General features: G+C 71.7%; 15 protein-coding genes. 7 read left to right on the top strand and 8 right to left on the bottom strand.

Annotated elements, in window-relative coordinates; all coding sequences use genetic code 11:
* Nucleotides 1-124 precede the first annotated feature (124 nt).
* Together ACZ60B_RS08820 and ACZ60B_RS08815 are read left to right on the top strand one after the other, a co-directional pair.
* Nucleotides 125-811: a maleylpyruvate isomerase family mycothiol-dependent enzyme gene (locus ACZ60B_RS08820; protein WP_469385310.1), complete on the top strand. Its 687-nt coding sequence runs from the start codon at nt 125-127 to the stop codon at nt 809-811.
* 44 nt (nt 812-855) lie between these two features.
* On the top strand, nt 856-1512 hold the full coding sequence (locus tag ACZ60B_RS08815) for an MBL fold metallo-hydrolase (RefSeq protein ID WP_469385330.1): 657 nt from the start codon (nt 856-858) through the stop codon (nt 1510-1512).
* A gap of 77 nt (nt 1513-1589) precedes the next feature.
* On the opposite strand, the gene aroQ is transcribed toward ACZ60B_RS08815, so the two are convergent.
* Complete coding sequence (gene aroQ, locus ACZ60B_RS08810) at nt 1590-2063, bottom strand: type II 3-dehydroquinate dehydratase (RefSeq protein ID WP_469385309.1); 474 nt, start codon at nt 2061-2063, stop codon at nt 1590-1592.
* A 150-nt stretch (nt 2064-2213) separates the two neighbouring features.
* On the opposite strand from aroQ, the gene ACZ60B_RS08805 reads away from it, so the two are divergent.
* On the top strand, nt 2214-3518 hold the full coding sequence (locus ACZ60B_RS08805; RefSeq protein WP_469385308.1) for an MFS transporter: 1305 nt from the start codon (nt 2214-2216) through the stop codon (nt 3516-3518).
* 33 nt (nt 3519-3551) lie between these two features.
* Here the strand turns inward: ACZ60B_RS08805 and ACZ60B_RS08800 are convergent, their stop codons facing one another.
* The 6 genes from ACZ60B_RS08800 to ACZ60B_RS08775 form a co-directional block, all read right to left on the bottom strand.
* Nucleotides 3552-4652, bottom strand: coding sequence for a calcium:cation antiporter (locus tag ACZ60B_RS08800; RefSeq protein ID WP_469385307.1), 1101 nt, complete (start codon nt 4650-4652; stop codon nt 3552-3554).
* A 174-nt stretch (nt 4653-4826) separates the two neighbouring features.
* Complete coding sequence (locus tag ACZ60B_RS08795; RefSeq protein ID WP_469385306.1) at nt 4827-5828, bottom strand: TerC family protein; 1002 nt, start codon at nt 5826-5828, stop codon at nt 4827-4829.
* A gap of 293 nt (nt 5829-6121) precedes the next feature.
* On the bottom strand, nt 6122-8239 hold the full coding sequence (locus ACZ60B_RS08790) for a TerD family protein (protein ID WP_469385305.1): 2118 nt from the start codon (nt 8237-8239) through the stop codon (nt 6122-6124).
* Nucleotides 8240-8311: 72 nt separating this feature from the next.
* Nucleotides 8312-8890, bottom strand: coding sequence for a TerD family protein (locus ACZ60B_RS08785; RefSeq protein WP_469385304.1), 579 nt, complete (start codon nt 8888-8890; stop codon nt 8312-8314).
* A 156-nt stretch (nt 8891-9046) separates the two neighbouring features.
* Nucleotides 9047-11188: an excinuclease ABC subunit UvrB gene (gene uvrB / locus ACZ60B_RS08780; protein WP_469385303.1), complete on the bottom strand. Its 2142-nt coding sequence runs from the start codon at nt 11186-11188 to the stop codon at nt 9047-9049.
* A gap of 40 nt (nt 11189-11228) precedes the next feature.
* Nucleotides 11229-12095: an MHYT domain-containing protein gene (locus ACZ60B_RS08775; RefSeq protein WP_469385302.1), complete on the bottom strand. Its 867-nt coding sequence runs from the start codon at nt 12093-12095 to the stop codon at nt 11229-11231.
* A gap of 281 nt (nt 12096-12376) precedes the next feature.
* Here ACZ60B_RS08775 and ACZ60B_RS08770 point away from each other — a divergent pair, with 281 nt between their 5' ends.
* The 4 genes from ACZ60B_RS08770 (at nt 12377) to ACZ60B_RS08755 (ending at nt 15895) form a co-directional block, all read left to right on the top strand.
* Entirely contained in the window at nt 12377-13249 is an 873-nt protein-coding gene (locus ACZ60B_RS08770; RefSeq protein WP_469385301.1) for a glycerophosphodiester phosphodiesterase, read from the top strand.
* A gap of 84 nt (nt 13250-13333) precedes the next feature.
* Complete coding sequence (locus ACZ60B_RS08765; protein WP_469385300.1) at nt 13334-13888, top strand: methylated-DNA--[protein]-cysteine S-methyltransferase; 555 nt, start codon at nt 13334-13336, stop codon at nt 13886-13888.
* 187 nt (nt 13889-14075) lie between these two features.
* Nucleotides 14076-14984: a pseudouridine-5'-phosphate glycosidase gene (locus ACZ60B_RS08760; RefSeq protein WP_469385299.1), complete on the top strand. Its 909-nt coding sequence runs from the start codon at nt 14076-14078 to the stop codon at nt 14982-14984.
* On the top strand, nt 14981-15895 hold the full coding sequence (locus tag ACZ60B_RS08755; RefSeq protein WP_469385298.1) for a carbohydrate kinase family protein: 915 nt from the start codon (nt 14981-14983) through the stop codon (nt 15893-15895). The genes ACZ60B_RS08760 and ACZ60B_RS08755 overlap by 4 nt, the downstream gene beginning before the upstream one ends.
* 28 nt (nt 15896-15923) lie before the next feature.
* Here the strand turns inward: ACZ60B_RS08755 and ACZ60B_RS08750 are convergent, their stop codons facing one another.
* Nucleotides 15924-16718, bottom strand: coding sequence for a methyltransferase domain-containing protein (locus tag ACZ60B_RS08750; RefSeq protein ID WP_469385297.1), 795 nt, complete (start codon nt 16716-16718; stop codon nt 15924-15926).
* Nucleotides 16719-16752: the final 34 nt, after the last annotated feature.

Below are 16752 nucleotides of genomic sequence, written 5' to 3'. Positions count from 1 at the left end.
GCATAACAATCCCCGCCCCTCCAGCATGCCCGACGCCGCACTCGACCATATAGCACGTGCATTCGATTTACGGGCTCGGTCGACCTGCTTCACCCGAAGGAGTGACGGGGCTAGGGTCGACCTCATGATTGATCACGCACGTGACCTGGCGTCTGTACGTGACGCGACCGACCGATTGCTCGCCGCAGCCTCCAAACTGGACAACGCCTCGCTGGCCGAGGCGTCACGGCTGCCCGGCTGGAGCCGCGGACACGTTCTCGCGCACCTCGCCCGCAACGCGGACGCCCTCGTGAACGTCCTCGAGGGGCTCCCCATGTACCCCACCGCCGAGACCCGCGCCGCCGACATCGAGCGGGACGCGCCCCGCCCGCTCGACACCCAGCTCGCCGACGTGCGCGAGAGCGCCGACCGCTTCCAGCGGACGGGCGCCGCGCCGGCGGACTGGTCGCGCACGGTGCAGCTGCGCAACGGGGTCAGCGACACCGCGGCCCGCGTGCCGTTCCGGCGCTGGGTCGAGGTCGAGTTGCATCACGTGGACCTCGGGATCGGCTACGAGGCGGAGGACCTGCCGGCGGAATTCGTCGAGCGGGAGATCGACTTCCTGGCGGCGCGCTTCGCCGGGCACGCCGACGTACCGTCCACCCGCGTCACCGACGGCACGCGCACCTGGGACACGGGCAGGTCGGCGGCCGGACCCGAGGTCACCGTCACCGGGTCGCCCGCGGAACTGCTCTGCTGGCTCGCCGGCCGGCGCGACGGGTCCGCGCTGACGGTGACCGGGGCATCGCTTCCGACGCTGCCTCCGCTGTAGCCATGAGCGGCCCCGGGCCGCTCTCCGGCTATAGGCTGACCGCCATGACGTACAGCGGACAGGTGACGGTCGGCGGCCCGGCGGACGTGCACGAGCTCAAGGACCTGATGATCACCAAGATCGCGGTCGGCCCGATGGACAACAACGCCTATCTGTTGCGCTGCCGGGCCACCGACGAGCAGTTGCTGATCGACGCGGCCAACGACGCGGACACCCTGCTCGGCATGATCGGTGACGACGGCATCGCGTCCGTCGTCACCACCCATCAGCACGGCGATCACTGGCAGGCGCTCGCCGCGGTCGTCGCGGGCACCGGCGCCCGCACCTACGCCGGGCGGGCGGACGCCGAGGGCATCCCGGTGCCGACCGACGTCCCGGTCGACGACGGCGACACCATCCGGGTGGGCCGCGTGGAGCTCACCGCGCGCCATCTGGTCGGGCACACGCCGGGATCGATCGCCCTCGTCTACGACGACCCGCACGGACACCCGCACGTCTTCACCGGGGACTGCCTCTTCCCGGGCGGCGTGGGCAACACGCGCAAGGACCCGAAGGCGTTCGCCAGCCTCATCCACGACGTCGAGACGAAGATCTTCGACGTCCTCCCGGACGAGACCTGGGTCTACCCGGGGCACGGCAACGACACCACGCTGGGCGCCGAGCGCCCGCACCTGCCGGAGTGGCACGCACGGGGGTGGTGACCTCCCTTCGCACGGCGGGCGCGTGGTACTGAACCACGCGCCCCGGGTGCATCACCCGCGCGGGTGACTACGCGCCACTACGCCCCGGCCTGCGCGGGCCCGGCCAGCGCGGCGACCCGCTCCACCCCGAACACATACCCCTGCACCCCGCATCCCGCGATGACGCCGTCGGCGCGCAGCGAGACGTACGAGTGGTGCCGGAACGACTCACGCCGGTGGATGTTGGAGATGTGCACCTCCAGCACCGGCAGGCCGTCGCAGGTGTTGAGCGCGTCCAGGATCGCGACGGAGGTGTGCGAGTAGGCGCCCGGGTTGATCACGATCGCGCAGTGGTTCAGCCGTGCCTCGTGGATCCAGTCGATCAGCTCGCCCTCGTGGTTGGACTGGCGGAAGTCCACCGTGCCGCCGTGCGCGGCCGCCGCCTCCACGCACAGGGACTCGATGTCGGCGAGGGTGTCGGAACCGTAGATCTCCGGCTGGCGCTGTCCCAGGAGATTCAGGTTGGGACCGTTGAGGATCATGATGGGGGCGTTGGCCAGGGTGCGGGGCACGGTTCCTCCGGTCCGTTCGGGCTGGGCGTTCACGAGTTGCGGTCCACCGGGGAGCGCCGCTCGCACCCGGTCTATCACGGTGCCACCGGGCGCCCGCCGCGCCCCCTCACGCCCCCGTAACCCTCGGTCACCGTGAGTAGTTGACGCGTCATGCGCGATGCACACACCGTAAGGGCGCCCGGCATGCTGCGGCTCGCGACCGCCTCGCTCGCCGGGACAGCCATCGAGTTCTACGACTTCTTCGTCTACGGGACCGCCGCGGCGCTGGTCCTGGGCCCGTTGTTCTTCCCGACCTTCTCGCCGCTGGCCGGGACGCTGGCCGCGTTCGGCACGTTCGGGGTGGGCTTCGTGGCGCGTCCCCTGGGTTCCATGCTGTTCGGGCACGTCGGGGACCGGCACGGGCGACGGCCGGTGCTCGTCGCGTCTCTGCTGCTGACCGGCCTCTCGACGGTCGCGGTCGGGTGCGTCCCGACCTACGACAGGATCGGCGTGGCCGCACCCGTACTGCTGCTGGTCCTGCGCTTCCTCCAGGGGCTGGGACTCGGCGGGGAGTGGGGCGGTGCGGTGCTGCTGACCGCGGAACACGCGCCGGAGCAACGGCGCGGGCTGTGGTCGGGCTTCCCGCAGATCGGTCCGTCGGTGGGCTTCCTGCTGGCCAACGGCGTGATGCTGGCCCTGTCGGCGGCCCTGTCCGACGCCCAGTTCGCCCAGTGGGGGTGGCGGGTGCCGTTCTGGGCGGCCGGCCTGCTGGCCGTCGCGGGGCTGTGGCTGCGCTCGTCGATCACCGAGAGCCCCCGCTTCCTGGAGCTCGACGGCAGAGCACGGCTGCCCCTCGCCGAGGTCGCGCGCGACCACTGGCGGCTGGTGCTGCTCACCGCGGGCGCGCTCGCGGCCGGGTACGCGATCTTCTACGCCGTGACGACCTGGTCCCTCGCCTTCGCCACGGAACGCCTGGGGGTCGACCGCACGGTCATGCTGATGTGCATCATGGCCGCGGTGGTGGTGAAGGGCGCGCTGACCCCGGTGGCGGCGGTCCTCGGTGACCGCTTCGGGCGGCGCCCCATGTGCCTGGCCGGGTGTGCGGGCTCCGCCCTGTGGATGTTCCCGATGGTCGCGCTCCTGTCCACCGGCGCACCGCTGCTGATGTTCCTCGGCTTCCTGGGCGCGCTGATCTCGTTCATCACGATGTTCGCCGTGATCGCCGCCTATCTGCCGGAGCTGTACGACCCTCGGGTGCGCTGCACCGGCGCCGCGGTCGGCTACAACCTCGGCGGGGTACTCGGGGGCGCGCTCACCCCGATCGTGGCGACGGCGCTCGCCGAGCAGGGCGGACGGGTCCCCTGGGGTGTCGGCGCCTATCTGACCGGTATCGCGCTGCTCAGCCTCGGCTGCTTCACCCTGCTGCCGGAGACCCGCCCGGTGCGCGTCCCGGTCGCGCAGCCCGTCCTGGACTGACCGCCCCGGCTCCGGGCGAGGCCTCACGGGTCCTCACGGGTTGATCGCCAGCTCCAGGTAGGCGGCGAACAGCACCAGGTGGACGCCGCCCTGGAGCGGTGTGGCCCGGCCGGGGACCACGGTCAGCGAGCTCACCACCACGGTCAGGGCGAGCAGCACCATATGGGTGGCGCTCAGCCCGAGGATGAGCGGGCCGGCCAGCCAGAGCGACGCGAGGGCGACCGCGGGGATGGTCAGGCCGATGCTGGCCATCGCCGATCCGAGGGCGAGGTTGAGGCTGGTCTGCACCCGGTCGCGGCGTGCGGACCGCAGCGCGGCGATGGTCTCGGGAAGCAGCACGAGCAGCGCGATGATCACACCGACGACGGCGTGGTGGAGTCCGGCGGCCTCGACGCCCGACTCGATCGCCGGCGACACGCCCTTGGCCAGTCCCACGACTCCGATCAGGGCGAGTCCCAGCAGCACCAGGCTGATCCGCGCGGTGCGGGCGGACGGCGCCACGGCGTGTTCGTCCACGGCGACCCCGCCGCCCTGCCGCGCGATCGGAAGGAAGTAGTCGCGGTGGCGCACGGTCTGGGTCGCCACGAACAGGCCGTACAGGATCAGCGAGGACACTGCGGCGAAGGTGAGCTGCACGGAGGAGAACTCCGGGCCCGGCTTGCTCGTGGTGAACGTGGGCAGCACCAGGCTGAGGGTGGCCAGGGTCGCGACCGTCGCGAGGGCGGCGCCGGTGCCCTCGGGGTTGAAGATCGCCGTGCCGTGGCGCAGCGAGGCGACGAGCAGGCTCAGGCCGACGATGCCGTTACAGGTGATCATCACCGCCGCGAAGACCGTGTCCCGGGCCAGGGTCGAGCTCTTGGCCCCGCCGTCCGCCATGAGGGTGACGATCAGGGCGACCTCGATGATCGTGACGGCGACGGCGAGCACCAGGGAGCCGAAGGGTTCGCCCACCCGGTGGGCGACCACCTCGGCGTGGTGCACGGCGGCCAGCACCGCCCCGGCCAGGACCACGGTCACCACGGCGACCAGCACGCCGGGCAGGTCGCGTCCCCAGGTGAGGACCAGCAGGACGACCGCGGCCAACGGCACGAGGGACGTCCACTGCGTGGCGAGCGACCTGAGCCGAGCGATCATGGGGCGATCGTCGCAGAGGCCTTCGCACTTCGCATTCCGCGACTTCCGGAACATGCTCGCCTCCTTCGGCACTCGGTTCTCCGTGCGCCCCTCGCCCGGGGGCGGCACCGGGAGCGGGTGACGGCGGTGTGCCGCGCACCCCTCCCGATGACGTGGTTCCTGCGGTCGGCGCGGTCAGACGCCGACGCTGTCCTGCGTGGCGCCCTCGCTGTCGCCGCGCGCCGTCTCGGCCGCCGCCTGCTTCCGGGAGGCTCGCAGACTGGTGATCGTGGTGACGATCAGGACGCCGCAGATCACGCCGAGCGAGACGGGGATGCTGATCTCCGGGACATGGACGCCGGACTCGTGCAGCGCGTGCAGCACCAGCTTGACGCCGATGAAGCCCAGGATGATCGACAGGCCGTAGGAGAGGTGGACCAGCTTCTTCAGCAGGCCGCCGATGAGGAAGTACAGCTGCCTGAGGCCCATCAGCGCGAACGCGTTGGCCGTGAAGACGATGTACGGGTCCTGGGTCAGGCCGAAGATGGCCGGGATGGAGTCGAGCGCGAACAGCACGTCCGTGGTGCCGATCGCGAGCATCACGACCAGCATCGGGGTCATGATCCGCTTGCCGTTCTGCCGGATCCACAGCCTGGTGCCGTGATAGCGGTCGGCCACCCCGAAGCGTCGCTCGGCGGCCTTGAGGAGCTTGTTCTCCTCGAACTCCTCCTCGTCCTCGTCGGCACGGGCCTCCTTGACGAGCTTCCAGGCGGTCCAGATCAGGAAGGCGCCGAAGAGGTAGAAGACCCAGGCGAAGCTGGCGAGGATCGCCGCGCCGGCGGCGATGAAGACGGCCCGCAGGACCAGGGCTATGAGCACGCCGACGAGGAGGACGCGCTGCTGGTACCGCGTCGGCACCGCGAACTTCGCCATGATCAGGACGAAGACGAAGAGGTTGTCGACGCTCAGCGACTTCTCGGTGATGAAGCCCGCGAAGAACTCGCCGGCGGGCCGGCCTCCGGCGAAGAGCAGCAGTCCGAGGCCGAAGAGTCCGGCCAGGGCGATCCAGACGACCGTCCAGATGCCCGCTTCCTTGAGGGACACGTCGTGCGGTTTGCGGCCGATGAAGAAGTCGACCGCGATCAGGGCGGCAAGGCCCGCGATGGTCAGGACCCACAGGGGCAGGGAAACATCCATTGCGCCTCCGGCATTACGTAACGGTGGGTAGTCAGCGTCGTAGTGCTGCCGGAGGTCTCTTCCACCCCGGGCCGCGGCGTCGATGACGCTTCAGCGGCCGCACGGGCCGACGCCCCGGGATCCGGTCGGATCCGTATTGACGGGTACGCCGCACAGACAGGGAGTACTCCCCTCCGTGGGAAGACAGTACCCCAATCACCAAGTAGAGGTAAAGGGGTTAGTAAAGAAAGCGCCAAAGGCGCTGATGGAAGAGCTTTACGTGGTCTTGGTGAAGGCGCGCGAGGGCGTCACGGCTACCAGGTCCGACGCGCCTCGGCCACCTGCGCGAGCACCTGCCCGAGCACCTGGCTGCCGGGCGGCACCAGCGAGGGCTCGTACGTCCAGGCGTGCCCGACCCAGGGGTCGGCGAGGTGATCGTCCGGGACCGGGGTGAGCCTCAGCAGCGAGCGCCACAGGGGATCCAGCAACGGACCGTAACCGGCGGCGTCCTCGCGGTCGGCCACCATCATCAGATGGACGCCGAAGGCCGGCCCCTCGTCGGCGAGGTAGCGGAGCTGGGTCACCGCACGGTCGTCGAAACCGTGCGGGAAGTCGTTGACGACCAGCAGCTGCTGGGAGGTGTCGAAGCCGGGCGGCAGCGCGTCGGCGGCACCGCCGCGCACCGCCATCTGGACCAGGTCGACCCGCTGGGTGAGCCGGCCCAGGACGTCTGCCACCCCCGCGGCGCCGACCCCCGGCGGGCCCGCGAGCACACCGGCCCGCACCAGCGGCGCGAGCGGCTGCGCCGCCGAACCGGCCGGGTCGATCACGTGCACGGTGAACTCGCCCGCCGGGTGCACGGCCAGCAGCCGGGCCGCGTGCGCCACCGCCGTGGTCATCGCCAGGTGCCGCAGTTCGTAATCGTCGGCGAACGCCCCGTCGGACGATCCGGAACCTGCGCTGTCGATCCAGAAGCCGCGCTCCAGCGGCAGCCTGACCAGCATCGGGATACGCAGCTGCGGCGCCTCGGGCAGCTGGAGGTCGCCGATGCGAAGCGCCATGGGCATCTCCATCGGCACGCGATAGCCGTGCCAGACGGGGCTCTCCCAGCCCGCGTACGCCGGCGGCAGCGCGGGCTCGACGACCTCGGCCTCGGCGGTGAGCTGCGCGACGTCCCGGTCCAGGGCCTGGGTGGCCTGGTCCACGAGCCGGGTGTATTTGTCGTGGGCCGCTTCGCGTGCGGCGTCGCCCTGTCCGCCGATCCGGGCGCGCGGGTCGGACAGCACCTGGTCGAGCTCCTTCTCCCGGCGGGAGTCGGCGAAGTCGACCGCGCTGCGGTAGGCGGCAGTGGTGCGGGCGAGGTCCTCGAACATGCCCCACACCTGGTTGTAGAGCCGCTCCTCCATGGACCAGCCGGTCGCGTCGCCCGCGACGGGCCGGGCCGGCTGCCCGGGAGGGGCAGGGGGCGCGGTCGGCGGGGGCGCGGGCGGTGCCGGGGGTGTGGCGTTCCGGCGGCCGGGATGGGTGTAGTCGATCGGCCCCGTGCCGGCGGCCGGCGTGGCGGAAGGGGCGCCCGGGGGCGTGGCCGACGCTCCGGAAGGGGTGAGCGCGGAGGGATCCGCGGGACCGGAGGACGGGGTGCCGGCAGGGTCGGCGGGCGTGGTGCCGCCCGGGTGGGCGTTCTGCTGCCCGGACTGCCCCGGGCCGACCGGCGCCTGCGGTCCGTACGGGTCCTGGAGCCCCTGTTGAGTGACGGGCTGGGGCGCCACGGAGCTCGCGCCGCCCTGGGCCGGGGTCCCGCCGTGCTCCGGGCCGCGGACCGCGGGCTGTCGGAAGCGGTCGCCGTCCGGTCTCGGCGCGGGCGCCTGGACCGAGCGGGCCAGACCGCGGGAGACCGCCTCGCTGACACCGGCCGCGAGCTGCCGGGCCTCGGGCAGACCCTGGTCGTCGAGGAGTTCGGCGAGACCGCCCGCGTATCCCTGGCCGACGGCGCGCACCTTCCAGGCACCGGCTCTGCGGTAGAGCTCCAGGGCGACGACGGCCGACTCGGCGTCCAGTCCGGTGATCGTGTAGCTGGCGATCTCGCTGCCGTCCAGGCCCGTGACGGCGACGAACGGCGCCGCGACCAGGCCGAAGCGGGCGGGGCCGCCCGTGCCGTCGGGCAGTGCGAGCAGCACGCTCACCCGGTGCACGGCCTCCGGCACGGCGGCCAGGTCCACCGCGAGGCGGTGATCGGCGGCCGCCTGCCGGGAGACCTCGAGTCCGGGCAGGGCGGGGGCGCCCGGGTGGGCCACCCCTTCCACGCCCCGGACCCTGCCGTCCTCGTCGCCGAGCGTGGCGCCGGCCACGATCGGCGTGCCGGCGGAGACCCGGATCTCCAGGCGGACCTGGGACAGCGGATGATTCTGTCCCCTTACCAGCTCGGCCGTCATCGCCCGCGTCTCCCTGCCCCGTGCCACCGTGTCGTGTCGTGTGCCGCTCGCCGCCCTGCCGGTGCCGCGACGCTAGAGAAGCGGAAGGATGACCGGCATCAGGTCCTGGAAGGTGCGGCCGTTGGCCGGGGCGCCGAGGGCCGTCATCGACCAACCCGAGCCGACCCGGTGCACCTTGGCCATGATCTGGGCCGTGTAGGCGCCGCCACCCGCCAGCGTGTAGCGGGCGAGCTCCTGGCCGTTGGTCTCGTCGACCAGACGGCAGAACGCGTTCTGCACCTCCTGGAAGGTCTGGCCCGTGAAGGAGTTCACGGTGAAGACGATCTGGTCGATGTGGACCGGGACGCGCTGGAGGTCGACGAGGACGGCCTCGTCGTCGCCGCCCTGGCCGGCACCGCCGACGAGGTTGTCGCCGGTGTGGCGCACCGAACCGTCGTCGCTGACGAGGTGCCGGAAGAAGACCACGTCGACCGGCTGCTTGTCCGCGAACAGGACGGCGGAGGCGTCGAGGTCGATCTCACGGGTGCGCGAGCCGAACAGGCCGCGTCGGGGAGCAGCCTGCCAGCCGAGACCCATGCGTACCGCGGTCAGGCTGCCTCCGTCGTTCTTCTGCAGACTGATGGCCTGACCCTTGGTCATATTGACGGTCACGGCTTGTTCCCCTCTCGAGCTGTCCCCGGTTGCCGCGGATTCCGCGGGTTGTCCAGAACCCTACGCAGAGCCACCGACAGTGCCGAACCCCGGTCCGCACTTTGTGTCGGTCTTGCAACACACCACGCCGCACCGGGGTCCGGTGTGACGGCTGGGTCAGGCCAGGCCCGCCTCCCGCATCTGACGCAGTTCCTTCTTCATCTCGGACACCTCGTCACGCAGCCGGGCGGCGATCTCGAACTGCAGGTCCGCGGCGGCGGCGCGCATCCGCTGCGTCAGTTCCTCGATCTGATCGGCGAGTTCGGCCGCGGGACGGTCGGTCGGCACCGTCTCCTTGGCCTTGGCGGACCGGCCGGCCTTCGCGCCGGCCGCCTTGCCGCCGAGGGAGGGCACCGGGGCCTTGGTGCCCTGGCCGTCCTTCTTCGCCTTGCGGTAACCGGAGCCGAGCAACTGCTCGGTGTCGACGTCCTCGCGGGCGATCTGCGACACGATGTCGTTGATCTTCTTGCGCAGCGGCTGCGGGTCGATACCGTGCGCCGTGTTGTACGCGACCTGCTTCTCGCGTCGGCGGTTGGTCTCGTCGATGGCCCGCTCCATCCCCGGGGTGATCTTGTCGGCGTACATGTGGACCTGGCCGGAGACGTTGCGCGCGGCACGGCCGATGGTCTGGATCAGGGAGGTGCCGGAGCGCAGGAAGCCCTCCTTGTCGGCGTCGAGGATGGCCACCAGCGACACCTCGGGCAGGTCGAGTCCCTCCCGCAGCAGGTTGATGCCGACGAGGACGTCGAACTCGCCGGCCCGCAGCTCGCGCAGGAGCTCGACGCGGCGCAGGGTGTCGACGTCGCTGTGCAGATAGCGCACCTGGATGCCGAGTTCCAGGAAGTAGTCGGTGAGGTCCTCGGCCATCTTCTTGGTGAGCGTGGTGACCAGGACGCGCTCGTCCTTCTCGACGCGCCCGCGGATCTCGTGGACCAGGTCGTCGATCTGCCCCTCGGTGGGCTTGACGACGACCTCCGGGTCGATGAGGCCGGTGGGCCGGATGATCTGTTCGACGACGCCGTCCCCGCGCGAGAGCTCGTACTTGCCGGGGGTCGCCGACAGATAGACCGTCTGGCCGATGCGCTCCTGGAACTCCTCCCACTTCAGCGGGCGGTTGTCCAGGGCGGAGGGCAGCCGGAATCCGTGGTCGACGAGGGTGCGCTTGCGGGAGGCGTCGCCCTCGTACATGGCACCGATCTGCGGCACGGTGACGTGCGACTCGTCGATGACGAGCACGAAGTCGTCGGGGAAGTAGTCGAGCAGGGTGTTCGGCGCGGAGCCCGGCTCGCGGCCGTCGAAGTGCATCGAGTAGTTCTCGACGCCGGAGCAGCTGCCGATCTGGCGGAGCATCTCGATGTCGTACGTGGTCCGCATCCGCAGGCGCTGCGCCTCCAGGAGCTTGCCCTGCTTCTCCAGCTCGGTCAGGCGGGCCCCGAGCTCCTTCTCGATGTCGTTGACGGCCCGCTCCATGCGCTCGGGTCCGGCGACGTAGTGGGAGGCCGGGAACACGTACAGCTGCTCGTCGTCGCTGATGATCTCGCCGGTGAGCGGGTGCAGGGTGGACAGCGCCTCGATCTCGTCGCCGAACATCTCGATGCGGACCGCGAGCTCCTCGTAGACCGGGAAGATCTCGATGGTGTCGCCACGGACCCGGAAGGTGCCGCGGGTGAACGCCATGTCGTTGCGCGTGTACTGGATGTCCACGAAACGGCGCAGCAGCTGGTCGCGGTCGATCTCGTCGCCGACCTTGAGCTGGACCATGCGGTCCACGTACTCCTGCGGGGTGCCGAGGCCGTAGATGCAGGAGACCGAGGCGACCACGATCACGTCGCGGCGGGTGAGCAGCGAGTTGGTCGCGGAGTGCCGCAGGCGCTCGACCTCCTCGTTGATCGAGGAGTCCTTCTCGATGTAGGTGTCCGACTGCGGGACGTAGGCCTCGGGCTGGTAGTAGTCGTAGTACGAGACGAAGTACTCGACCGCGTTGTTGGGGAGCAGCTCGCGGAACTCGTTCGCCAGCTGGGCGGCCAGGGTCTTGTTCGGGGCCATCACGAGCGTGGGGCGCTGGAGCTTCTCGATCATCCACGCCGTGGTGGCGGACTTGCCGGTGCCGGTCGCGCCCAGGAGGACGACGTCCTTCTCGCCTGCCTCGATGCGCCGGGCCAGGTCGGCGATGGCCGCCGGCTGGTCGCCGCTGGGCTGGTAGGGGCTGACGACCTCGAAGGGCGCCACCGTGCGTTCGATGTGGGAAACGGGCCGCATGGGTTCCACCGTACGGCTCCCCACTGACAACGGGGTCGGATCAGCGGCCCTGCGGGGTGCGGGAGCGGCGCTGCACCGCTTCCCGCCGGGGCCGGGGCGGCACGCGACGGCCTCCGTGCTCCACGACCGGGTGGGCCGGGATGCCGGGCTTGGGCTCGGCGACGACCTGTTCGGGCCTTCCCATGACCATCAGCGGGTCGAACATCACCACGACACCGGCGAGGCAGAGGAAGGCCAGCGGGCCGATGAGCATGGGGGCGAGCAGCGCCGCGGGCGAGTCGCCGGAGGAGGCGTCGGGCGTGGCGTGGAGGTGGACGCTGAGGCCGGCCATCCCCATGTAGTGCATTCCGCTGACGGCCAGGCCCATCACCAGGCTCGCGCCGACGCTCCAGCGCAGCCCGCGGACCTGGCCGGCCGCCCACAGGGCGGCGGTGGCGGCGGCCATCGCGATGGCGACGGACGCGGCGACGGTGAGCGTGCTGTACTCCAGGACCCCGTTCAGGCGCATTCCGGCCATGCCCAGGTAGTGCATCGAGGCCACTCCGAGACCGGTGATGGTGCCCCCGGTGAACAGGGCCGCTCCCTTGGCGCCCCTGTAGCCGACGATGAAGATCCCGACGCCCACCATGACGACGGCCACGGCGAGGCTGGCGTACATCGTCGGCCTGTCGTAGCGGATCGGCGCCTCTTCGACCGAGAAGCCCATCATCGCTATGAAGTGCATGGTCCATATGCCGGAACCGATCGCCGCGGAGCCCAGGGCGAGCCAGCCCGGACGCCAGGACTGGGTCACGAGCAGTGCCCTGGTGGTGCAGCGCAGTCCGAGGGCTCCGCCGAGGCAGGCCATGACGTAGGCCACCAGCGGTGTGACGAGACCGTAGCTGAATCCGTCGACCGTGCCTTGCATGCTCGGCTGCCCTCCGTCCGGTTTCGGTCCTGAAATCGCCTTAATTATCCCCCTCGCTCAGGACCGTCTGACCGGTCGAGGCTGCCGCTGAGAGTATGACTCTCACCGCAATGACCGAACGGTTCTCCGACAAAGAAACACACTTTTGCCGCACATGTGCGGCAACCGTGAGCAGGCGTGAGGGCGTCCGTTCAGCCCGCGGTCACCTCGCACACCCCCCGTGACGGACGCTCTGCTGTCACAGTTGAACCGTCCGTAGTCGTCCGACGCGAGGAGTACGCATGTACGCGCGCGCACTTGCCGTCATGACCGCCGCGCTCCTGGCGGCCATGACCCTTCTGACGCCGGCCTCCGACGCCCGGGCGCGCTCCGACCGGCGGCCCGTGGTCATCGCCCACCGGGGTGCCTCGTCCTACGCCCCCGAGAACACCCTGGCGGCCGTCGACCGGGCCGCCGGGCTGGGCGTCGACTGGGTGGAGAACGACGTCCAGCGCACCGAGGACGGCACGCTCGTGGTGATCCACGACGACAGCCTCCGGCGCACGACCGACGTCGAGCGGGTCTTCCCCGGCCGCTCGCCGTGGAAAGTGAAGGACTTCACAGCCGCCGAGATCGCACGCCTCGACGCGGGCAGCTGGTTCGGCCGCTCCTACGCGGGCGTGCACGTGCCGACGCTGGAGCAGTACCTGCGCCGCGTCGAGCACAACCGTCAGAACCTGCTCCTGGAGATCAAGAACCCGGAGCTGTACCCGGGTATCGAGCAGCAGATCCTCAAGCTGCTCGGCAACGAGGGCTGGCTCGACCGGCAGCACCTCGCCCGCCGGCTGGTCGTCCAGAGCTTCAGCGCGGACAGTCTGCGCAGGGTCCACGATCTGAGGCCCGCTGTCACCACGGGGTTCCTCGGCAGCCCGGCCGCGCGGGATCTGCCCGGCTACGCGGCCTTCACCGACCGGATCAACGCCTCGCACGGGTCCCTGTCCGCGGGGTACGTGTCCGCGGTGCACGCGCTGACGGGCCCGCACGGCAGGCGGATGGAGGTCGCCGCCTGGACCGTCGACGACGCGAAGACCGCCCGGAGGGTCACCGGGTACGGGGTCGACGGCGTCATCACCGACAGGCCCGACCTCGTGCGCCAGGCCCTGTACGGGTGCTGACCCCCGCCGGCGGCGGGGAGGGCGGGCGCTGTCCGGTGTCCGGTTCCGGCGGTGTTGTCAGTGGCGGGCCGTACGGTGGGGCGCATGGACAGCCTTGGGCAGTACGAGCAGCAGGTCGTGTGGACCGTCGTCGCCACCGACATCGGTCCGCTGCTTCTGGCCGCGACCGGCACGGGTCTGGTCAACGTCGTGTTCCACGCCACCGACGCGGTGCGCGACAGGACGCTCGGCCGACTCGCGGACCGGCTGGGGACCGCGCCCGTCGAGGCGCCCGGCTCCCCGCTGCTGGCGGAGGCGATACGCCAGGTCGAGGCGTACTTCGCCGGTGAGCGGCGCGACTTCGAGCTGCCGCTGGACTGGTCGCTGATCTCGGGCTTCAACCGGCAGGTGCTGCGGGAGCTGGCGTCCACGGTGCCCTTCGGCGCGGTCGTCGGCTACGGCGATCTGGCGAGCCGGGTCGGTCAGCCGGGCGCGGCGCAGGCGGTGGGCGTCGCGATGGGGTCCAATCCGCTGCCCGTGATCGTGCCCTGCCACCGGGTCGTCGAGAGCGACGGCGGCATCGGCGGGTTCGGGGGCGGGCTGGAGACCAAGCGGAAACTGCTCGCCCTGGAAGGTGTGCTGCCCGAGCCGCTCTTCTGAGACCCGCGGACCGGACACCGCCTCGGGAGCGTTCGCGCCGTTCGGGGGCCGCGACCCGGCGGCGTCCGCCGCGGTGATCGCGGCGGCGCGGGGGCCCGCCGTTGTCGTCCCCCGCCGGCCGCGCGGGTTTGACCGGGCGCGCCGCCCGCCAGAGATGAGGGAGGACCGCGAGACAGGAGGCAGGCGCGTGGTGCTGGTGGTGTCCGATGAGGTACGGGAAGCGATAGCCGCGCGTCGGCCCGTGGTGGCCCTGGAGTCCACGATCATCGCGCATGGGCTGCCGCGCCCGCGCAACCTTCAGGTGGCGCTGGAGCTGGAGAGCGTCGTACGGCAGGAGGGGGCCGTACCGGCGACGATCGCCGTCCTCGACGGGCGGCCCCGTGTCGGTCTGGACAAGGAGCAGCTGGAGCGGGTCGCGAACGAGGACGGGATCCGCAAGCTCGGCCATCGCGACCTGGCGCTCGCGGTGGCCGCGGGGGCCAGCGGGGCGACGACCGTGTCGGCGACCGCGCTGTTGGCCGCGCTCGCGGGCGTACGGGTGTTCGCGACGGGGGGACTCGGCGGGGTGCACCGCGAGTGGACCGTGACGCAGGACGAGTCTGCGGATCTGGGTCTGCTGGCACGGACCCGGATCACGGTGGTGTGCGCGGGCGTGAAGTCCATCCTGGACGTGCCGGCGACCCTGCAACGGCTGGAGACGCTGGGGGTCGCGGTGGCCGGGTACGGCACGGACCGCTTCCCGGGCTTCTATCTGTCGGACTCGGGCCACCCGGTGGACTGGAGGCTCGACACCCCGGGGCAGGTGGCGGACGTGATGCGGGCGCAGGACGCGGTCGGTGGGCCGGAGTCGGCGCTGATCGTGGCCCAGCCCGTCCCCGAGGAGGAGCAGCTGGATCCCGAGCTGCACGCGCGGGTGCTCGCCGAGGCGCTGAACGCGTGCGAGGAGCGGGGCGTCACCGGGCAGGCGGTCACTCCGTTCCTGCTCGACCATCTCGTGCGGCACACGGACGGCGCCTCGCTGAGCGCCAATCTGGCGGCCGTGCGGGGGAACGTGAGGCTGGCGGGCCGGATCGCGGCGGCGTGGGCGGGGGGATGACCGCCGGACGGGACGGCGCGCTGCTGGTCGTCGGTGACGTGGTCACGGACGTCGTGGCCCGGCACCGGGGGCCGCTCGCCACCGGCACGGACACGGCCGCCTCGATCCGTACCCTGCCCGGTGGCGCGGGCGCGAACGTCGCGTGCTGGGCCGCCCACCGGGGCTGTCCCGACGTGCGGATGCTCGGGCGGGTGGGCGCGGACGCGGCCGCCTGGCACGAGCGGGAGCTGGCCTGTCACGGGGTGCGGCCGCGGCTCGTCGTGGACCCGCGGGCGCCGACCGGGACGGTGATCTGCCTGGTCGACACGGGAGAGGCGGCGGAGCGGACGTTTCTCACCGACAGTGGCGCGTGCCTGCGACTCGACCCGGGCGACTGGTCGGACGCGTTGCTCGACGGGGTCGCGTGGCTGCACCTGTCGGGCTATCTGCTCTTCTCGGAGCCGAGCCGGGCCCTGGTGGCGGTGGCCCTGGAGTCCGCACGCGCGCGTGGGGTGCCGGTGAGTCTGGATCCCGCGTCGGCCGGTTTTCTGGCCGGCCTGGGCGTCGAGCGGTTCCTGGAGCTCGTCGCCGGGGTGGCGGTCCTGCTGCCGAGCCGGGACGAGGCGTGCCTGCTCACGGGGCTGCCCGACATGGCGGACGCGGCGGCCAAGCTGAGCCGTCACGTCCCGCTGGTGGTCGCCAAGCAGGGCGCCCGCGGGGCGCTGGTGGCCAGGTCCGGCGCCGTGCGGGCCCGCGTCCCCGCGGTGCCGGCGACGCCCCGGGACACCACGGGAGCGGGCGATGCCTTCACGGGCGCGTTCCTCGCGGCGCTGCTCGCCGGTGCCGAAGCCGAGGAGGCCGCGGCGGAAGGGTGCCGGGCCGGGGCGCAGGCGGTCGAACGGGTCGGCGGGAGACCACCCGGGTCACGGTGAGTCGGCGACCGCAGGGCACGCGGCGGCGCTACGCCTTGCGGCCCCAGGCCGAGATCATGGGAGCGGTGGCCAGGTCCATGCTGCCGGAGGCCAGATTCGCCAGGTGCCGGTCGATGTCCTGGTGCGTGGCGAGGCCCGCCTCGACCAGACGATCCCGGATCTGCCGCACCGTCGCTGTCTCCAGGGCGGTGCAGGCGGGCGAGGCGACCGGGAAGTACGCGTCGGCCTCGACCTGGTGCAGCCCGGCCTCGCGCAGCAGCCGGGGGAGCCTGCGCCCGTACGCGAGGTCGGCGCCGCGGTCGGCCAGGAGGGTGCGGAACCCGTGCCTCAGGCGGTTCGCGAGCTGCTGCTCCGGGCCGTGCTCGTCGGGGCACAGAAGCGGTTGAAGCGCCGGGTCGGCGTCCTCGATCAGGAGCCGTCCCCCGGGGCGCAGGGCCTTGATCATCGACTGGAGCGCCCGCTCCCTGTCCGGGACATGGACGAGGACGAGCCGGGCGTGCACCAGGTCGAAGTCCGCCCCCGGCGGCTCCTGCGCGCCCACGTCGTGCACGCTCACCTCGACCGGGGGACGGGTCACGGCGGCCAGTCGTGAGACGTCGATGTCGGTCGCGACGACCTGGCCGGTCGGTCCGACCTTCCTGGCCAGCCAGGACACCACGGAGGTACCGCCGGCGCCGACTTCCCAGCAGCGCCAGCCGGGTTCGATCCCGAGTCTGTCCATGTGCCGGAACGTCGTGGGGTCGAAGAGGGCGGCGAAGGCGTCGAATCGCTCTGCCGCCTCGGCCTGGCGATTGTCGAGGAGATACCGGTCGGTTCGCGTCATGCCCCGATCATCCCAGTCATCCCGCTTGTCCCGT

The sequence above is a fragment of the Streptomyces sp. NPDC104096 genome (assembly GCF_055584385.1).
The sequence above is the reverse complement of the archived record's forward strand: the minus strand, read 5'-3'. Positions and strand labels throughout refer to the sequence as shown.